13 protein-coding genes and 1 pseudogene are annotated in these 17,299 nt (G+C 73.3%); 4 read left to right on the top strand and 10 right to left on the bottom strand.

Annotation, left to right across the window (positions count from 1 at the left end):
• Positions 1-8: 8 nt before the first annotated feature.
• Genes OH804_RS15950 through OH804_RS15960 form a run of 3 tightly spaced genes read right to left on the bottom strand, consistent with a single transcriptional unit; the run spans position 9 to position 2,581 of the window.
• The gene (locus OH804_RS15950) at positions 9-509 is read right to left on the bottom strand and encodes a GNAT family N-acetyltransferase (protein ID WP_406066113.1); all 501 of its coding nucleotides are present in this window, start codon (positions 507-509) and stop codon (positions 9-11) included.
• Positions 510-555: 46 nt separating this feature from the next.
• Entirely contained in the window at positions 556-2,028 is a 1,473-nt protein-coding gene (locus OH804_RS15955; RefSeq protein ID WP_406066115.1) for a serine hydrolase domain-containing protein, read from the bottom strand.
• 49 nt (positions 2,029-2,077) lie between these two features.
• Complete coding sequence (locus OH804_RS15960) at positions 2,078-2,581, bottom strand: ArsR/SmtB family transcription factor (protein WP_406066117.1); 504 nt, start codon at positions 2,579-2,581, stop codon at positions 2,078-2,080.
• Between the two features lie 181 nt (positions 2,582-2,762).
• On the opposite strand from OH804_RS15960, the gene OH804_RS15965 reads away from it, so the two are divergent.
• The 3 genes from OH804_RS15965 to OH804_RS15975 all read left to right on the top strand — a co-directional run bounded on the left by OH804_RS15965 (position 2,763) and on the right by OH804_RS15975 (position 7,313).
• A complete protein-coding gene (locus tag OH804_RS15965; RefSeq protein ID WP_406066119.1) occupies positions 2,763-5,354 on the top strand; it encodes a cation-translocating P-type ATPase in 2,592 nt (863 codons plus the stop codon).
• A 96-nt stretch (positions 5,355-5,450) separates the two neighbouring features.
• Positions 5,451-6,338 carry a universal stress protein gene (locus OH804_RS15970; RefSeq protein WP_406066121.1) on the top strand — a complete coding sequence of 296 codons (888 nt, stop codon included), beginning with the start codon at positions 5,451-5,453 and terminating at the stop codon, positions 6,336-6,338.
• A 102-nt stretch (positions 6,339-6,440) separates the two neighbouring features.
• Entirely contained in the window at positions 6,441-7,313 is an 873-nt protein-coding gene (locus tag OH804_RS15975) for a universal stress protein (RefSeq protein ID WP_406066123.1), read from the top strand.
• 22 nt (positions 7,314-7,335) lie between these two features.
• Here OH804_RS15975 and OH804_RS15980 read toward each other — a convergent pair whose 3' ends face one another.
• The 5 genes and pseudogenes from OH804_RS15980 to OH804_RS16000 form a co-directional block, all read right to left on the bottom strand.
• Positions 7,336-7,971: an FMN reductase gene (locus OH804_RS15980; protein WP_406066125.1), complete on the bottom strand. Its 636-nt coding sequence runs from the start codon at positions 7,969-7,971 to the stop codon at positions 7,336-7,338.
• Positions 7,968-9,110 (bottom strand): LLM class flavin-dependent oxidoreductase, encoded by a 1,143-nt coding sequence (locus OH804_RS15985; RefSeq protein ID WP_406066127.1) that lies wholly within the window; start codon positions 9,108-9,110, stop codon positions 7,968-7,970. Before OH804_RS15985 ends, OH804_RS15980 begins: the two co-directional genes overlap by 4 nt.
• A 164-nt stretch (positions 9,111-9,274) precedes the next feature.
• On the bottom strand, positions 9,275-9,550 hold the full coding sequence (locus OH804_RS15990) for a ubiquitin-like small modifier protein 1 (protein WP_196922357.1): 276 nt from the start codon (positions 9,548-9,550) through the stop codon (positions 9,275-9,277).
• 2 nt (positions 9,551-9,552) lie between these two features.
• On the bottom strand, positions 9,553-10,638 hold the full coding sequence (locus OH804_RS15995; RefSeq protein WP_406066130.1) for a WD40/YVTN/BNR-like repeat-containing protein: 1,086 nt from the start codon (positions 10,636-10,638) through the stop codon (positions 9,553-9,555).
• 88 nt (positions 10,639-10,726) lie between these two features.
• Positions 10,727-10,816, bottom strand: a pseudogene (locus OH804_RS16000) (3-methyladenine DNA glycosylase); the annotation flags it as partial.
• A gap of 170 nt (positions 10,817-10,986) precedes the next feature.
• Between OH804_RS16000 and OH804_RS16005 the strand changes: the two are divergent.
• Positions 10,987-11,616 (top strand): DNA-3-methyladenine glycosylase, encoded by a 630-nt coding sequence (locus OH804_RS16005; protein ID WP_406066132.1) that lies wholly within the window; start codon positions 10,987-10,989, stop codon positions 11,614-11,616.
• Positions 11,617-11,917: 301 nt separating this feature from the next.
• Here the strand turns inward: OH804_RS16005 and OH804_RS16010 are convergent, their stop codons facing one another.
• The gene (locus OH804_RS16010) at positions 11,918-14,614 is read right to left on the bottom strand and encodes an ATP-binding protein (protein WP_406066134.1); all 2,697 of its coding nucleotides are present in this window, start codon (positions 14,612-14,614) and stop codon (positions 11,918-11,920) included.
• On the bottom strand, positions 14,611-17,295 hold the full coding sequence (locus OH804_RS16015) for an AAA family ATPase (protein WP_406066136.1): 2,685 nt from the start codon (positions 17,293-17,295) through the stop codon (positions 14,611-14,613). Before OH804_RS16015 ends, OH804_RS16010 begins: the two co-directional genes overlap by 4 nt.
• Positions 17,296-17,299: the final 4 nt, after the last annotated feature.

Below are 17,299 nucleotides of genomic sequence, written 5' to 3' on the forward strand. Positions count from 1 at the left end.
CCGCGAGACTAGTGCCCGCCCAGGTCAGGACCATCGGCGGGCAGCTCCAGCAGCCACTCTTCGACGTCCTCGCCGCGGCCGTTGGCGTACCCCGAGTCTTCGCCGACCACAGCGAACCCGCACTTGCGGAGCACCGCGAGGGAGGCGGCGTTGTCCTTGGCGGCGCGGGCGTGCACCGGCCGGGGCAGCTCGCGCAGCAGGGCGGCCAGGGCCGCCGTGGCGTGGCCCCGGCCCCAGCGCGCCGGGTCGATCCAGTAGCTGACCTCGGTCTGCCCTTCGACCGGGAACGCGCTCACGTAGCCGACCACCTTGCCGTCGGCCTCGACGGTGCGGACCAGGTTCGCCGGGTTGGTGAGCACCCGGGCCCAGTGTGCGGCGAACTCCCGACGGTCGGTCGGGTCCTTGGGGCCGAACGCGGCCATCCGGTTGGCCTCCGGGTCCTGCTGGTGCAGGAAGAACTCGACAAGGTCGTCCTCACGGACCGGGCGCAGCAGCACATCGGAGGTCATCGGCCGAGGGTACGCAACCGCTGTGACACGCAGCGGCGGCGCGACGTCAGCCGGCGACGGCCACGACCGCCAGCACGGCGGCCACCACGGAACTCGCCACCGACAGCAGCCGACGCCACGGCACCCGCGCGTCGACCAGCGGCAGGGCACGCCACCGGGTCGCCGCCACTGCCACCCCCGCCGCCGACAGACCGGCCCCGAGCGGCCACAGCCAGGCCGGCACCACCGACCAGTCCCCCAACTGGTGCCCCAACCCCAGATAGGCGAACGCCCAGACCGCCGCCGCCAGCACTGTCACCTGGTCCAGTCGGCGGCGGCGGGCGGTGCCGAGCAGGGAGACGCCGCCGAGGAAGGTGAAGGCCACCGCGAGGCCGGCGCCGATCCACGGCAGCACCACCGACGTCGCCGAGTCGGCAGTCTTCTGCGGCACCCCGAGCAGCCGCAGTCCGATCGGCTCGACGCCCTTGTCGGTGTTGCCGAGCACCACCACAGCCCGGCCGGTGGCTCGCTCGAAACCGACGTAGGACCGGAACCCGCCGGTCGCGCCGTTGTGCCAGACCACCTCGTGGTCGCCGTGTCGGGTGGTGAACCAGCCGTACCCGATGCGGGTGTCGTCGTCCTCGCGGAAGCGGGCGGTGGCGGCGTCGGCGCCGGGCCCGGTGCCGGCCAGGGTTGCGGCGAGCAACAGGCCCAGGTCCTCGGCCGTCGACCAGGGGCCGGCGCCGGCAGGGGCGTAGCCGGACCCCGCCCACGGGTCGAGCGGCCTGCCGCCGGCCCGGCTGCCCTGGGCGCGACCGGCCGGCAGGTCGTCGTCGCGGGTGGCGACGACGGTGGCCGTCATGCCGAGCGGCCCGAGCACGCGGGCCCGCAGCAGCTCCGGGTACGCGACGCCGGCCTTCGCGGCGAGCGCGTGGCCGAGCATTGACGGCCCGAGGTTGGAGTAGTGGACCTCGCCGCGGTCGTCGTCGGGACTGACCCGGTCGGCGGCGCCGCGGATGGTGTCGACGCCCTGCCCGGCGTAGGGGTTGCCGCCGGAGACGTTGGACCAGAGGATGCGTGCCCACCCCAGCGGGGAGCCGGGGGCGAGCCGGGGCAGGCCGGCGCGGTGGCTGGCGAGTTCGGCGAGCGTGACGTCGCGGGCCGGGCCGGCCACTTCGGGCCAGGTGGCGCCGAGCCGGTCGTCCGGGCCGACGACACCGGCGGCGACCTGGTCGGCGAGGAGCATGCCGGTGAGGGCCTTGGCGACCGAGCCGATCTCGAACGGGGTGCCGGGCTCGACGGGTCGACCGGCGGGGTCCCGGTCGCCCAGGCCGGCGGTGCGGATCCGGCCGTTCTCGACCAGGGCGACGGCGAGCCCGCGGTGCCCCGACGGGTCGGGCGCGGCCGACCGTGCGGCCGCGGCCAGGTCGCGATCGCCGGTGGTCTGCGCGCCGAGTCGGGGCGCCCGGGGCATCAGCGCCACCCCGACCAGACCGGCGATCAGCGCGACGACGAGGGCGGTGACTGTCGCCCGGCTCATGGTGGCTCCTCCGTGGGAGTGGTCGGATGCGCGGTCGAGCCGCGTCTGGTCAGCGGCCGGCGGCGGTGAGGATGGCCAGCAGTGGCACCACTCGTTCTGCCGGGACCGCGTAGCGTCCTCGGCCGGCGCTGCGCAGCCAACCGGCGGCGGTGATCTGGCGCAGGTGGTGATGCAGTTGGCCGGTGGTGCCCAACTCGTCGATCTCGGCCAGCTCGCTGGTGCTCTGCCGGCCGCCGAGGATCTCCCGCAGCAGCCGCAGCCGCACGGGGTGGGCCAACGCGGAGAGGGTGCCGGCCAGTTCGGTCCAGTCGTTGGCGAGCAGGTCGTCGACGGTGCGGCCGTACTGCCAGTCGTAGTGCTGGCCGGCGACGCGGACGGTGCCGGTATAGAGGACCGCGCCTGTGCCGTCGGCCGGCAGTCGTTGCTTGAGCCCGTCAAGGGCCCAGAACGTGCCCTCGGATGCGGGCGGCGCTGGTGGCTCCGCCGTCAGTCGTTCGCACAACGCGGCGACCTGCGTCTCCAACGCGGCGAGCCGCGACTCCATGGTGGTCATGCGTCGATAATACGCACTAACGTATTTACGTACTACCCGGGGTCCGGGATGTCGATGTCCAGCGCGGGTCTTTGGTCCCGAGCCCCTCGGGCGCAACGCCTCTGCCCGGCGTGATCACGCAGCGGGATGGTGAGACGGACGGCGTGCCGGTGACGCGCCGCGCGGGACGGGGAGGTCACTGGTGGCGAAGACCGGCGGTCCGGGCGGGACGCTGGAGGGCACGATCGATGTGCCCGTCGCGGGAGGGCTCAACGCGGCAGAGGCCGCCGCCCGGCTGCGGGCGAACGGACCCAACGCGGTGGCGCCGCCGCCGCGCCGGCATGCGGCCGTACGGGTGCTGCACCAGCTCACCGACCCACTGGTGGCCCTGCTACTCGCCGCCGCGGTGGTGACCACGGTCCTCGGCGACTACCCGGACACCGCGGTGATCGTCCTGGTCGTGCTGGTGAACACGATCATCGGTGTCGTGCAGGAGATCCGCGCGGACCGTGCCATCGCAGCCCTGGGCCAGCTCGCCGCCCCCACCGCGCGGGTGGTCCGTGACGGCCGTGACCTGGCCGTCCCCGCCGCAGACCTGGTCCACGGCGACCTCGTCCGGATCGAGGCCGGCGACATCGTGCCGGCCGACCTGCTGCTGGTCGAGGCGAACCGGCTGCAACTGGATGAATCCGCGTTGAGTGGAGAATCGGTACCGGTGGGGCGGACCGTCAGTCAGGAGGCGCTGGCCGGGACGGTGGTCACCACCGGACGCGCGGACGGCACCGTGCTCCGGACGGGGCCGGCGAGCGCGTTGGGCCGGATCAGCACCCTGGTGGCGGGCACGCGGCCCGCAGCCACGCCCCTGCAACGCCGGCTCTCCGCCCTGGGCCGCACGCTCGGAGTGGTCGCGGTCGGGCTGTCGGGGCTGGTCTTCGTGATCGGAGTGCTCAGCGGTCGGCCGGTGGTCGACATGGCCATCACGGCGGTGAGCCTGGTCGTCGCGGCGGTACCCGAGTCGCTGCCGGCGGTGGTGACCCTGGCGCTGGCGCTGGGCGCGCGCCGGATGGCCGCCGCGCACGCCATCCCGCGCCAACTGCACGCGGTCGAGACGCTCGGCTCGGTGACCGTGATCGCCTCCGACAAGACGGGCACCCTCACGGAGGGGCGCATGGCGGTACAGCAGGTGGTCACGTCCGACGGTGCCCGCTATGGAGTCACCGGCACCGGATACGCCCCGTACGGCACAGTGCACCGGGACGGCGCGCCGGTGGCCGTACCGGAGGGGCTGCGCCGACTGGCGCGAGCCGGGCTGCTCTGCAACGACGCCGCCCTGTCACCCCCAGATGACGAACGATCCGACTGGGCTGCTGTCGGTGACCCCCTGGAAGCGGCGCTGGTCGCCTTCGCGGCCCGCTGCGGCCTCGACCCACAGACCACCCGCGCCGCCTGGCCCCGGATCGCTGAGCACCCCTTCGACCAGGCACAACGCCGGATGATCACTGTGCACCGCTCCTGCGACCAGCGTTACCTGGTGGTCTGCAAGGGCGCACCGGAGAGCATCCTCGGCGCGCCCCTGGTCGACGCCACCGCCGAAGAGATCGCCGAACTGACCACCACCGCGCAGCGGCTGGCGGCCGAAGGGCTGCGGGTGCTCGCCGTCGCGACCGCCCTGGTGGACCGGATGCCCAACCTCGCCGCACCCACCGGGCTGCGTCCGGTGGGGCTGGTCGCTGTCGGCGACCCCCTGCGCGTCGGTGCCCCGGAGATCGCCGACAGCTTCGACGCCGCCGGCGTAAGGCTGCTGCTGATCACCGGCGACCACCCGGCCACGGCCGCGGCGATCGGTGGTCAGCTCGGCCTCTGGCGTGTTGGCGACCCCCTCGCCAGTGGCGACGACGACCAGACGGCGCACCCGGACACCCGGGTCTTCGCCCGGACCCAGCCAGAACAGAAACTCGACATCATCGCCGGCCTACAGGCCCGTGGCGAGGTGGTGGCGATGACCGGTGACGGGGTGAACGACGCCCCGGCGCTCCGGCGCGCCGACATCGGGGTGGCGATGGGTGGCGGCACCGAGGTCGCCCGGCAGGCCGCCGACCTGGTCCTCGTCGACGACGACCTGTCCACAGTGGCCGCCGCCATCGGCGAGGGCCGCCGCATCTACGACAACATCCGCCGGTTCCTGCGCTACGCCCTCTCCGGCGGGGTGGCCGAGATCCTGGTGATGCTCATCGGCCCGCTGTTCGGGCTGGCCGTACCACTGCAACCCGCACAGATCCTCTGGGTCAACCTCCTGACCCACGGGGTGCCCGGGGTGGCCCTCGGTGCCGAGCCGGCCGAACCCGGCACCCTGCGCCGGACGCCCCGCTCGCCCCAGGAGTCGGTGCTCGGCGCCGGGCTCGGCCGGGACGTCCTGGTCACCGGCGCGCTGATCGCCGCCGTGGTGCTCGGAGCCGGCGTGTTCGCCGCACACCGGGGCCTGCCGTGGCAGTCGGTGGTCTTCGTGGTGCTCGGGCTGGCCCAGCTCGGCGTGGCACTGGCGGTCCGGGCGCCCCGGCTGCCGGGAGCCCGGCACGGCAACCCCGGCCTCCTCGTCGCAGGGGCGGCGTCAGCGCTGCTGCAGGTCGGTGGGGTGCTGTTCGCTCCGTTGCGGGACCTGCTCGGCACCGACCCGCTGGGGCCGGGCGTGCTGCTGGCCTGCGCGGCGGTCAGCGTCGTACCCGGGCTGGCGCTGCGGCTGGCGCAGCGCCGGCCGGCGCTGGCGTCGTCCCGCCGTGACGCTGACGCGGCGTGACGAGTGACGGGACCAACGGCCCCCGGTCCCTTGCCGTACGCCCCTGATCGCCGGGCCCACCTCGCACGAGGATGAAGACGGATGAAGGAGGACATGATGACCATCAGATCCGGTGCTCCCGTGGTGGTGGCGGTGGACGGTTCGACCTCGGCGCTGGAGGCGGTGCGGGTCGCCGCCAAGGAAGCGACGGTGCGACAGCGCCCCCTGCGGGTGGTGCACGCGTTCATCTGGCCGCTCTACGACGTACCGCTGATTCCGGGGCCGGGCGCTCCCGTCGATGCAGGGCTTCGCCACGAGGCTGAGCGGACCGTCGCCGAGGCGGTGACCGAGGCCGGCAAGACCGCGCCGGAACTCGCCGTCACCGGCGTGGTGATCGATGGCGCGGCCATGCCGGTGCTCCTGGGCCAGTCCCGGGACGCGGCGCTGCTGGTGCTCGGCAGTCGGGGCCTGGGAGGTTTCGCCGAGTTGCTGATCGGCTCGGTGGCCGTGCAGGTCTCCGCACGCGCCGAGTGCCCGGTGCTGGTGGTCAAGGGTGAGGCGCGCGCCGACGGTCCGGTGCTGGTCGGCGTCGACGGCTCGGCCCTGTCCACGGAGGCACTGGCATTCGCCTTCGAGGAGGCCGCGCTACGCGGCACCGACCTGGTGGCCGTGCACGCCTGGCTCACCCCCACGCCGACCGGCCCCGGCGACATCCTGCCGCTGGTGTACGACGTCGACGCGCTGGCCGCCGACGAGAGGCGGGTGCTCGCCGAATCTCTGGCCGGTTGGTCGCAGCGGTACCCCGAGGTGCCGGTTCGCCAGTGTGTGGCATACGGCGCGGCGGCTCGGGTGCTGGTGCAGCAGTCCGCCACCGCGCAGCTCACCGTGGTCGGAGCACACGGCCGGGGCGCCCTCGCCGGTGCTCTGCTCGGCTCGGTGAGCCACGCGGTGCTGCACCACTCGCACAGCCCGCTGGCGATCGTCCGGCACCGCCGGGACGCCTGAACGTCGTGCCCCCGTCCGCGCCGGCCACCTCTCGGCCGGCGCGTTCGGCGGCGCGGCGCGGGTGCGCGGTCGACAATGGCCTGACGAACCCAGGGAGTCCCGATGAATCGACCTGTCGTGGTGGGCGTGGACGGATCGCCGTCCAGCCTCGTCGCCGCCGAACACGCGGCGCGGGCCGCACTGCTCCGGTCCCGACCGCTGCTCCTGGTGCACGGTTACCTGCACCCGTCCGGTTACGGCGTGCCGCTCAACCCGTACGACCTCGGGGTGCCGGTGCCCCCCGAGGAGGCGCAGCAGATGTTGGAGCGTACGGCGACCGAGCTGACCGGCCGGTGGCCCGGCCTGGTCGTCGAGGTGCGTCAGGTCGCCGGCGGCCCCGGCATCACCATGATCGAGGAGTCCCGCCGGGCGGAGCTGGTCGTGGTGGGCAGCCGTGGCCGGGGCGGCTTCACCGGGCTGCTACTCGGCTCGGTCGGCGCGCAGGTGGCCGCGCACGCCCACTGCCCGGTGCTGGTGGTCCGCCCGGACGAGCAGCCGATCCCGGTGGACGGCCCGGTGCTGGTCGGCGTCGACGGGTCCGAGTCGTCCCGGCTCGCCGTCGGCTTGGGTGCCGACGAGGCGGCGCTGCGGGACGTGCCACTGGTGCTGGTGCACGTCGGCCCTCCGGACGGAGGCCGGACGGTGCCGGAGGAGATCGAGGAGTCGCAGGCCGCGTACCAGGCCGAGGCGGTGCGGCTGCTGGCCGACGCCTCCGCCCTGGCGCGCGCCGACCACCCCGACCTGGTGGTACGGGAGCATCCGGTCCGGGCGGCCGGCGCGGCCCAGGGGCTCATCGAGGCCAGCGGCACGGGGTCGCTGCTGGTCGTGGGCACCCGGGGCCGGGCCGGGTTCACCGGTCTGCTGCTCGGGTCGGTCAGTCAGGCGGCGATCCAGCACGCGCACTGCCCGGTGCTGGTCGCCCACCCGGTCAGCTGACCGGCGCTGGTTGCCCACCCGGTCAGCTGACCGGCGCGTCGTCACCTCTGCCGAGCATCTGCAGGAAGTCGGTGGTGAGGGCGAACGGGTCGGACGGCCCGGTGGCCGGTGGCCGGCGATCGATCTGGTCGGCCAACTCCCCGGCGGCGCGCCGGATCCGAGCGCGCAACGCGCCGTCGGCGGTGCCGTCGGACCAGTCCTCCGGAGCGGCGAAGACGGCGGTCGGGACGACCACCGACCGGAGGTAGGCGAACATCGGACGGACGGCGTGCTCCAGCGCCAGCGAGTGCCGGGCGGTGCCGCCGGTCGCACCGATCAGCACCGGCCGGTCGACAAGCGACTCGGAATCCAACACGTCGAAGAAGGACTTGAACAGCCCGTTGTACGACGCGCTGAAGATCGGGGTGACGGCGATGAGCCCGTCCGCCCCGGTCACCGTGTCGACGACCTCGCGCAGCGCCGCCGGCGCGAACCCGGTGAGCAGGTTGTTCACCACGTCGTGGGCGTACTCCCGCAGGTCGACGACGTGCAGCTCCACCTCGGAGCCGCGCCGGACCAACTCGTCGCGGGTGGCCGCGGCGAGCTGGTCGGCGAGCAGCCGGGTCGACGAGGGCTGACTCAGCCCCGCCGAGACGACGGCCAGGGTGCGGCGGGTCATCGGGTCGCCCCCTCCGGTGCCTTGCCCGTCACGTCGTCCACGGCGTGCACTGTGCTGTCCTTGGCGCCGCCCGCGGCGGCGACCAGCGAGGCGTGCGTCGGCGCCGCCGGTACGTGCGCCGGACGCAGCGCGTCGAACTCCTTGCGCAGCACCGGCACGACCTCCTCGCCGAGCAGGTCGAGCTGCTCCAGCACGGTCTTCAGCGGCAACCCCGCGTGGTCCATCAGGAACAGCTGACGCTGGTAGTCACCGACGTACTCCCGGAAGCCGAGCGTGCGGTCGATGACCTGCTGCGGGCTGCCCACTGTCAGCGGGGTCTCCCGGGTGAACTCCTCCAGCGACGGCCCGTGCCCGTAGACCGGGGCGTTGTCGAAGTACGGCCGGAACTCCCGGACCGCGTCCTGCGAGTTGCGGCGCATGAACACCTGCCCGCCGAGGCCGACGATGGCCTGGTCGGCGGAGCCGTGGCCGTAGTGCGCGTACCGCTGGCGGTAGAGCGCGATCATCCGCTGGGTGTGCTCCTTGGGCCAGAAGATGTGGTTGGCGAAGAAGCCGTCGCCGTAGTACGCGGCCTGCTCGGCGATCTCCGGGCTGCGGATCGAGCCGTGCCAGACGAACGGGGGCACGCCGTCGAGCGGGCGCGGCGTCGAGGTGAACGACTGCAACGGGGTGCGGTACTTGCCCTTCCAGTCCACCACGTCCTCGCGCCACAGCCGGTGCAGCAGGTCGTAGTTCTCGATGGCCAGGGGGATGCCGGCGCGGATGTCCTTGCCGAACCACGGGTAGACCGGGCCGGTGTTGCCGCGGCCCATCATGAGGTCCACCCGGCCGTCGGACAGGTGCTGGAGCATCGCGTAGTCCTCGGCGATCTTCACCGGGTCGTTGGTGGTGATCAGCGTGGTGGCGGTGGACAGCAGGAGCCGCTCGGTGCGCGCCGCGATGTAGCCGAGCATGGTGGTCGGAGACGACGGCACGAACGGCGGGTTGTGGTGCTCGCCGGTGGCGAAGACGTCCAGACCGACCTCCTCGGCCTTCAACGCGATCGCGACCATCGCCTTGATCCGCTCATGCTCGGTCGGCTCCCGACCGGTGGTCGGATCGACAGTGACGTCACCGACGGTGAAGATTCCGAACTGCATGACCAGCTCCTCGCGTGTCAACCGGATGCCGTCGTGGTACCCGGACGCAGCTCACAACTTATTTGACGACGCAACTATTCCGTCGGCGGGACGCCCCGCAGTGGCGCCGGTCACCCTCCACAACCGGACAAGCGGGTCGGGAACTCCCCTCGGTGTCGGCCCGCTCAGCCGCCCGCCACCGAGGGCAGCACCTGCACCTCCGCGCCGTCCTCGACCGGGGTGGCCAGACCGCCGGAGTGCCGGCAGTCTTCCCCGTCGACGAAGACGTTGACGTAGCGGCGCAGCTCGCCGCGCTCGTCGCGGATGCGCCGGGCCAGCCGGGGATGCGCGACGGCCATCTCGTCGAGGACCGCCCGCAGCGTCCCGGCGGCGGTGACGTTCAGCCGACTCGCGCCCCCGGCCTCGCCGCGCAGCGGGCCGGGCAGCAGCACGGTGACCACGCTCAGACCTCCGCGGCGCGAACGCAGAGCACGTCGGGCAGGTGTGCCGCGACCGACGACCAGGAGTCGCCCTCGTCGCGGCTGGCGAAGACCGAGCCGGAGCGGGTGCCGAAGTAGACCCCACCGGGGGTCGCGTCGTCGGCGCACATCGCGTCGCGCAGCACCGCCGGATAGAACGGGCCCTCGGGCAACCCGACCGAGAGCGGCTCCCACTTGCCACCGGCGTCGGCCGAACGGAACACCCGGCAGCGGTGGTCGGTCGGGAACCGCTCGCCGTCGGCCACCAATGGGAAGGTCCACACCATGCCGCCGCGACCCGGGTGGGCCACCATCGGGAAGCCGAAGTCGCTGGGAAGCCCGTCGGCGATCGAGGACCAGGTGCGGCCGTCGTCATCGGAGCGGTAGACGCCGTGGTGGTTCTGCGCGTACAACCGCTCGGGGTTGCCGGCGTCGCGGGCGACCTTGTGCACGCACTGGCCGAACTCCGGCCACTCGTCGGGCATGAAGTAGGCGCGGATGCCGGTGTTGCCCGGCGCCCAACTCGCCCCGGCGTCCTCCGAGCGGTAGACCCCACCGGTGGACATGGCGACCAGCAGCCGAGCGGGGTCACGCGGGTGGGGCAGCACTGTGTGCACGGCCTGACCACCGAAGCCGGCCTCCCACTGCGGGCGGTGCGGGTGGTCCCAGAGGGAACGGACCAGCTCGAAGCTGCGGCCACCGTCGGTGGACTTGAACAACGCCGAGGGCTCGGTGCCGGCCCAGATGACGTCCGGCTCGTCGGGGCCGGCCGGCATCAACTGCCAGACCCGGCCGAGGGAGACGCCGGTGTCGGCCGGAAACGCGACCGGCGCCTCGTCGGGCTCGTCCCAGGAAGCGCCGAGGTCGTCGCTGGTGGCGACGCTGGGGCCGAAGTGTGAGCTGGTCATGCCGGCGAGCAGCCGCGGGGTGGAACGACGGGTGTCGACAGCCACCGCGTAGACACCGGTCATCGGAAAGTGCGGGCCGGTGATCTCCCAACTGCGGCGGTCGTCGGTGCTGGTGGCGAGAAACAATCCCTTGGCGGTGCCGATCGCGAGCACTGTTGCCATGACGTCCTCCGAACCGTCGGTGAGCAGGTCCGGTGATTATGGCCACACCCCCCGACAGACTCCCCCGCCCACACGCCGGGTGGCGTGCTCAGCGCCGGACGCGCGGCACGTGCCGGCGGTACGCGCTGACCGTGGGATCGCCGTCCAACCAGAACCGCCAAGGCAGGTCGTGCGCGCCGAAACTCGGACCCTCAGCAAAGTCCTATTTGCCCTGGCAAGAAGGCACTTCTTCGTTTTCTGCCCAATCCTTGGACAGCCCTTAACGAAGGGCCGAGTTGGCTCGGCGTGCGGCGGCTCGCGGCAGTAGGGCCTGTTTTTTGCGTGCGGGCCTTCTGCTTTCCTTGGCAGGTGACATACGCCTGGCTTGACGCTCCCGCCACTTCGGTCGCCGATACCGCGCGCCAACTCCTCGGCTGGCTGGCGGTTGCCAACGGCGTCACGATCCGGATTGCCGAGACCGAGGCATACGCGGGACTAGGCGGGGATCCCGCCAGCCACGCCCATCGAGGGCGGACCTCGCGTAACGCGGCGATGTTCGGGCCGGCGGGTCACCTCTATCTCTACCGCATATACGGGTTGCACACCTGCGCCAATGTGACCTGCGGACCGGTGGGGCAGCCAGCGGCGGTTCTCCTGCGCGCGGGGCAGGTCGTGCGTGGTGTCGACCTGGCCCGGTCTCGGCGGCCTGCGGCGAAGCGCGACGTCGATCTCGCTTCAGGGCCGGCACGCCTCGTCGAGGCGCTTGGCCTGCAACTGACGGCCTATGGGACATCGGTGGTTGACGGCACCGGGCCGCTGACCCTGCATCCTCCGACTGAACCGGTCCCGGGCGAGCGCGTCGTGGCTGGTCCTCGTGTTGGCGTGACCAATGCACACGATCTGGCGTGGCGATTCTGGATCGCCGGCGACCCGACCGTCAGCGCCTACCGCCGCCACGTCCCGCGTAGCAGCAAGAAAGATCTTGGAAGTATGTCCTGACCCTGCTTGCATGCCGGCAATGACGGACGCACTTGTGGAGAGGTCGTACAGCCGGGTTGGCGCGTACGGCCAGTCCAAGCTGGCCGCGTTCCTGGGCGTGCAGCTCACCCTGCTGGCGCCGCTGATGACCGAGCCGTGCGCTGCCGACTCTGCGGTCCGCGACCGACCGGGCCGTCCTCGGCGGGCAGTACTACGCACCCAGCGGCGTGCGGGAGTTCCGCGGTCACCCCCGGTAGGTCACGTCCAGCCCCGAATCGAAGGTCGTCCAGCAGCGCCTGTGGGACGTCTCGGAGGAATTGACTCAGGTCAGGGCGTCGCGCAGCGCGGCCCGCCCGGCCACGCCCAGCTTGGGATAGACCCGGTAGAGGTGAGTGCCGACCGTCCGGTGCGAAAGGAACAACTGGTCGGCGATCTCTTTGTTGGACAGGCCCTGCGCCGCGAGCCGCGCGATCTGCAGCTCCTGAGCGGTCAGATCCTTGTGGCGCGGGCCGGCGTCGGGGGAAACCTCGAGACCGGTGCTGCGCAACTCGGCCTCGGCCCGCTCGGCCCACGGACGGGCACCGGCCCGCCGGAAGGCCGCCGCCGCGGCGGTCAGACGCGTACGCGCCTCGGCGATGCGGCGACGGCGGCGCAACCATTCGCCGTACACCAGCTCGGTGCGGGCGACCTGCAGCGGATAGTCGTGTGCGCCGACGACGGCGAGGGATGCCTCGAACAACTCCTCCGGCTCGGCGGAGATGAGGGCGCGAGCGCGCGGCAGGAGCATCCGGATCAGCGGGCTGTCGAACGAGCGGGCGTGCTCCTCGGCGACGTCGAGCCGCTCGGCCAGTGCGCCGGTGCCGACGTCGCGGCCGGACGCCTCGGCCAGGTCGGCGATCGCGACCAGGCCGAGACCGGGAAGATCGCACACGCCGGCCAACTGGGCCCGGGCCTCCCAGAGGCGCCCGGCCACGAGGTGGGCCAGGCCGGCGCTCCACTGCTGCCACAGGCCGATGTCGACGCGGCCGTTGGGGTCGACGGCCCGACTGCTCTCCAGCGCGGCGGTCATCGCGGCGGTGTCGCCGCGCCAGGCGTGGACGTGGGCGACGATCGCGCTGGCCATGCTCTCCGTGAGTGGCTGGTGGAGGTCGGCGGCCAGGCGCCGCCCCTCGTCGGCGGTGGCGAGGGCGTCGTCGAGGTGGCCCTGGGTGGCGTGGGCCTGGCCCAGGTTGGCGAGGGAGGCGGCCAGCGTGCCGGCCGCGCCGGTGCGGCGGGACAGGTCGGCCGAGATGCTTTGGAAGCGGACGGCGAGTGCCCAGTCGTGCGGCATGTGACAGGCCAGGGCCATGCAGTGGGCCGACATGGGGGTGACCGGGTCCGGCACGGCGCGCAGGAGCTCGGCGGCGGACTGCCCGTGACGGGACGGGTTGAGCAGTGCGCCGATCACCGTGTCCCAGACGGTGCCGGCCGCGTACGGCAACGCCCGCAGATCCTGCTCGACGCGTCCCCGCACGGCCGGGGCGGCCGACGTGGCGGCGCACCGGATGGCGGTGGCGATCAGGAGGGTCAGCGCGGTCAGCTGCTCCTCCGGTGAGGTGGCCGTGGCGCCGGCCCGGCGGGCGATCGAACCGAGGTCGAGCGGGTCGCGGCTGATCCCGCCGGTGGTCAAGCCGAGATTGCTTTCGACGAGCCCGGCCCGCACCAGCACAGCCGGGTCGTCGGAGGCGACGGTCGCTTCCGCCGCCAGCTGCAGCGCCGCTGCGTCCAGTCCGGCCTGCCGCGCGGCGTCGGCCGCCCGGGCCAGCCGGTGGGCCCGGGTCGCGCCGGCCGGGGTCAGCTCAGCCGCCCGCTTCCAGGTGCGCATGGCGGAGCCACTGTTTCCCCGGGCCATCAGGGTCGCCGCGGCCCGATCGAGATCGGCCGCTATCTCGTCGTCGGTGCCAGACGCGGCGGACGCCCGGTGCCAGGCGGCCCGCGGCTGGTCGGCCTCGCCGCTGAGGGCCTCGGCCAAGGCGAGGTGGGCCTGGGCCCGCCGCGGCCGGCCGGCCGCGTTGTACACGGCCGACAGCACGAGCGGGTGGCGGAACCGCAGTTCGCGGCCGGTGGTGCGGACGAGTCCGGCCTGTTCGGCCGGGGCGAGGTCGGCGAGGCTCAGGTCCAGCCGGTTGGCCGCCGCCTCGATCTCGCGAATCCACGGCTCGCTGTTGGCCGCGGCGATCAGCAGCAGATCCTGCGTCGGCCGGGGGAGACGTTCGACGCTGGCGGCGAATGCCTGTTCGAGGCGACTGGTCAGCGGCAGCCGGGCCGGCAACGTGATCGCCTCGGCCAGGCCCCCGTCGGTCACCCCGCGCGTCATCTCGACCAGGGCGAGGGGGTTGCCCTCGGCCTCGGCCAGGATGCGGTCGCGGGCCGGGCGGCCGAGCGCCGGGTTGAGGCTGGTGAGCAGCCGGGCCGCGTCGGTGTCGGAGAGCCGGCCGAGCGCGAGGCCGGGCAGGTTCAACGCGGCGAGCGGGTCGGCAGCGCCGTCGCGGACGGTGGCGACGATCAGGGCCGGGGCTTCGTCCAGGTGCTGGGCGACGAAGCCGATGATGCCGACGGTCCGCGGGTCCATCCAGTGCACGTCCTCGAGCACCAGCAGCAGCGGGCGTTCGGCCGCCAGCTCCTCCAGCAGGCCGAGCACCGCCACCGACAGCAGGTGCCGGTCGGGGGCGACGTCGGGGCCGAGCCCGAACGCGCTGCGCAGGGCGTCGGCCTGCTGCGGAGGCAGCCGGTCGATCCGGTCGACGGCACCGTGCAGAAGCTGGTGCAGGCTGGCCATGCCGATCGACGCTTCGCTCTGCACGCCGGCGGTGACCAGCGTGGCGAAGCCGGCTGCGGCGGCCGCCTTCTCCAGGTCGCCGACGAGTGTCGACTTGCCGATGCCGGCCTCGCCCCGCACCACCACGGTGGCGGCGGTTCCGCCGGCCACGTGGTCGAGGAGGCCGAGCAGCATGGACAGTTCTCGTTCGCGGCCGATCACGGCAAGTCCTCAAGCGCGTCCCGGATGGCGGCGCGGTTGGTGATCCCCAGTTTGGGGAAGGCGCGGTACAGGTGGGATCCGACCGTGTGGTGGGAGAGGAAGAGCTGGTCGGCGATCTCCTTGTTGGACAACCCGGTGGCGGCGAGACGGGCGATCTGCAGCTCCTGCGCGGTGAGGGCCGGCGCCGCGGACCGGGCCGCCTGGGCGACGGTGACGCCGGTCCCCGCCAGCCCGGCCTCGGCGCGGGCCGCCCACGGCTGGGCCCCGGCGTGGTGGAACGCGACCGCGGCCAGGGCCAGCTCGTCGCGAGCCGCGTCGACTCGCCGGCGGCGGCGCAGCCATTCGCCGAGCAACAGCCGGGTACGCGCGCTCTGCAGGGGAAAGTCAGGGGCGAGGGCAGCCCGGAAATGCTGCTCGGCCTCGTCGGTGTCGCTGGCGAGCAGGGCGCGGCTGCGGTGCACGAGCAGGCGCGGCAGCAGCGCCGGGAACCTCCGGATCAGCAGATCGACGGCGGCGACGAGCGGAGCGGCACGATCGGCGGCGCCGCAGCGAACAGCCGCCTCGGTGAGGTCGGCGACGACCACCGGTGCAAAGTCCGGATGGGCGGCCGCCTGGAGCAGCTCGGCGAGGGCCTCGTCGTTCCGTCCGCTGGTGAGTGCCTCCAGGCCGAGCGTCCAATGCCGCAGCGCGGCCAGGTCACCGCGGGCAATTCCGGCGAGCTGGTCGGCGGCCGTGAGCGCCTCGGCGAAGCCGTCGCCACGCCAGGCGGCCACGTGAGCGGTGAGCATGGCACCGTGTGCGGCGATGACCGGCAGGCCGAGATCGGCACCGTGCCGCCACGCCTCGTCGGCCGCGGTCAGGGCCTCCGGCAGGTGCCCCCGCACCAGGAGGTTGCGCCCCTGCCGGGCCTGCACACTGACCAGATCGGAGAGGGCTCCGGACCGTCGGTAGCCGGCGGTCGCGGCCGACCAGCAGTGGCCGGCCACGGTCCAGTCGTGCACCGACTCCGCCGCCGACCCGAAACCATTCGCGACGAAAGTCGGGATATTCGATATATCGGTGGAAATCTGTTCGGCGACGGCGGTGAGTTGTTCGGCGTGACGCTCGGCGTCGAGGAACGCCCGGCCCATCATCATCCGCAGGTCATCGTCGGCCAGCGCCAGTTTTTCCAGCTCGACGAGGACCGCTGGGCTGGCGCCGGGGTCGGGGCGCAGCCGGCACTCGACGGCGGCGAACAGAAGCACGGTGGCGGCGAGATTCCGGTCGACCGGCGCCACGCGACGGGCGGTATCCGTCACGTCTTCGATGCTCGGGCTCTCGGCGTTCGCGTGCAGCGCCAGGGTCTCTTCGATGATCATGATGTGGGCCAGGACCACCGGGTCGGTAGTGATCTTGCGGGCCGCGGCGGTGAGCCGCAGGGTGGCGGCGATCAGACCGGCCTGCCGGGCGTCGTCACCGGCCCGGGTCAGCCGGCGGGCGGCCAAGACCGAGTCGGGCGACAGCTCCGCCGCTCGCTCGTGGTAGCGCATCGCGGCGCCGAGGTTGCCGCGCTTGCGGGCCAGGCCGGCCGCGGTCTCCAGGTCGCGCGCGACGTGCTCGTCCCGGCCGACGGTGGCGGCCGACCGGTGCCAGGCCGAGCGTTCCGGGTCGCTGGCGTGCACGGCGGCGAGGGCCCGGTGGGCGGCGATCCGGCGGGGGAACGACGCGCCCCCGTACACCGCGGATTGAACGAGCGGGTGGCGGAACGCCAGCCGCCCCCCGGTGGCCCGGACCATTCCGGCCGCCTCGGCCCGCCGCACCTGATCCTCGGCGTCGTCGATGCCGAGATGCCCGGCCGCGGCGGCGACGCCGGCCACGTCGGCGTCGCCGCACGCGGCCAGCAGCAGCACTTCCTGGACCGGCGTGGGCAGGGCGCCGATCTGATCGGCGAACGTGTTCTCCAGCCGTACGCCCAGCGGCAGCCGGTCGGGAAGACTGGACGAGTCGAGCAGCCCTCGGTCGAGCAGGCCGCGGGACAGCTCGACCAGAGCAAGCGGGTTGCCCTCGGCCTCGCGCAGCACCCGCTCGCGCAGCACCCGGTTCAGCGCCGGGCTGGCCTCGGCCAGAAGGCCCGCGGCGTCGGCCTCGGCGAGCCGGCCGAGCGGCAGTTCGGGCAGACCCAGATCGGTGACCGGATCGGGCCCGTCCGAGCGGCAAGTGACAAGCATGACGATCGGGCTCTCCCGGAGCCGGTGCCCGACGAAGCCGACCATGGCGACCGTCGGCTGATCCATCCACTGGATGTCCTCGACGATCACCAGCAGCGGGCGCTCCTCGGCGATCTCCTCCAGCAGGCCGAGGACCGCCACCGACAGCAGCAGTTGCTCGGGGGCGGTGCTCGGGCCCATGCCGAACGCGCTGAGCAGGGCCGCGCGCTGACGTTCCGGGAGCGCGCCGGCGCGGTCGACGACCGCGTGCAGCAGTTGCTGAAGGCCGGCCAGCCCGGCGGGGCTGCTCTCCCGCTGCACCCCGGCGCAGGTCAGAACCCGGAAACCGAGCTCGACTGCGCGGGCGCGGGCGTCTTCGACGAGAGCCGATTTACCGATGCCGGCCGCCCCGCTGACCAGGAGGGCGCTTCCGCGGGCACCGGCCTCGGCCAGAAGGCCGTGCAGTGTTGCCTGTTCGCGGCCCCTCCCGATCACTCCG

The organism is Micromonospora sp. NBC_00860, from assembly GCF_045207375.1.
GTDB lineage: Bacteria > Actinomycetota > Actinomycetes > Mycobacteriales > Micromonosporaceae > Micromonospora > Micromonospora vinacea.

Excerpts from the sequence above, each read along its gene's own strand:
- OH804_RS15950 (WP_406066113.1), bottom strand. The coding sequence starts at position 509 with ATGACCTCCGATGTGCTGCTGCGCCCGGTCCGTGAGGACGACCTTGTC.
- OH804_RS15955 (WP_406066115.1), bottom strand. The coding sequence starts at position 2,028 with ATGAGCCGGGCGACAGTCACCGCCCTCGTCGTCGCGCTGATCGCCGGT.
- OH804_RS15960 (WP_406066117.1), bottom strand. The coding sequence starts at position 2,581 with ATGACCACCATGGAGTCGCGGCTCGCCGCGTTGGAGACGCAGGTCGCC.
- OH804_RS15970 (WP_406066121.1), top strand. The coding sequence starts at position 5,451 with ATGACCATCAGATCCGGTGCTCCCGTGGTGGTGGCGGTGGACGGTTCG.
- OH804_RS15975 (WP_406066123.1), top strand. The coding sequence starts at position 6,441 with ATGAATCGACCTGTCGTGGTGGGCGTGGACGGATCGCCGTCCAGCCTC.
- OH804_RS15980 (WP_406066125.1), bottom strand. The coding sequence starts at position 7,971 with ATGACCCGCCGCACCCTGGCCGTCGTCTCGGCGGGGCTGAGTCAGCCC.
- OH804_RS15985 (WP_406066127.1), bottom strand. The coding sequence starts at position 9,110 with ATGCAGTTCGGAATCTTCACCGTCGGTGACGTCACTGTCGATCCGACC.
- OH804_RS15995 (WP_406066130.1), bottom strand. The coding sequence starts at position 10,638 with ATGGCAACAGTGCTCGCGATCGGCACCGCCAAGGGATTGTTTCTCGCC.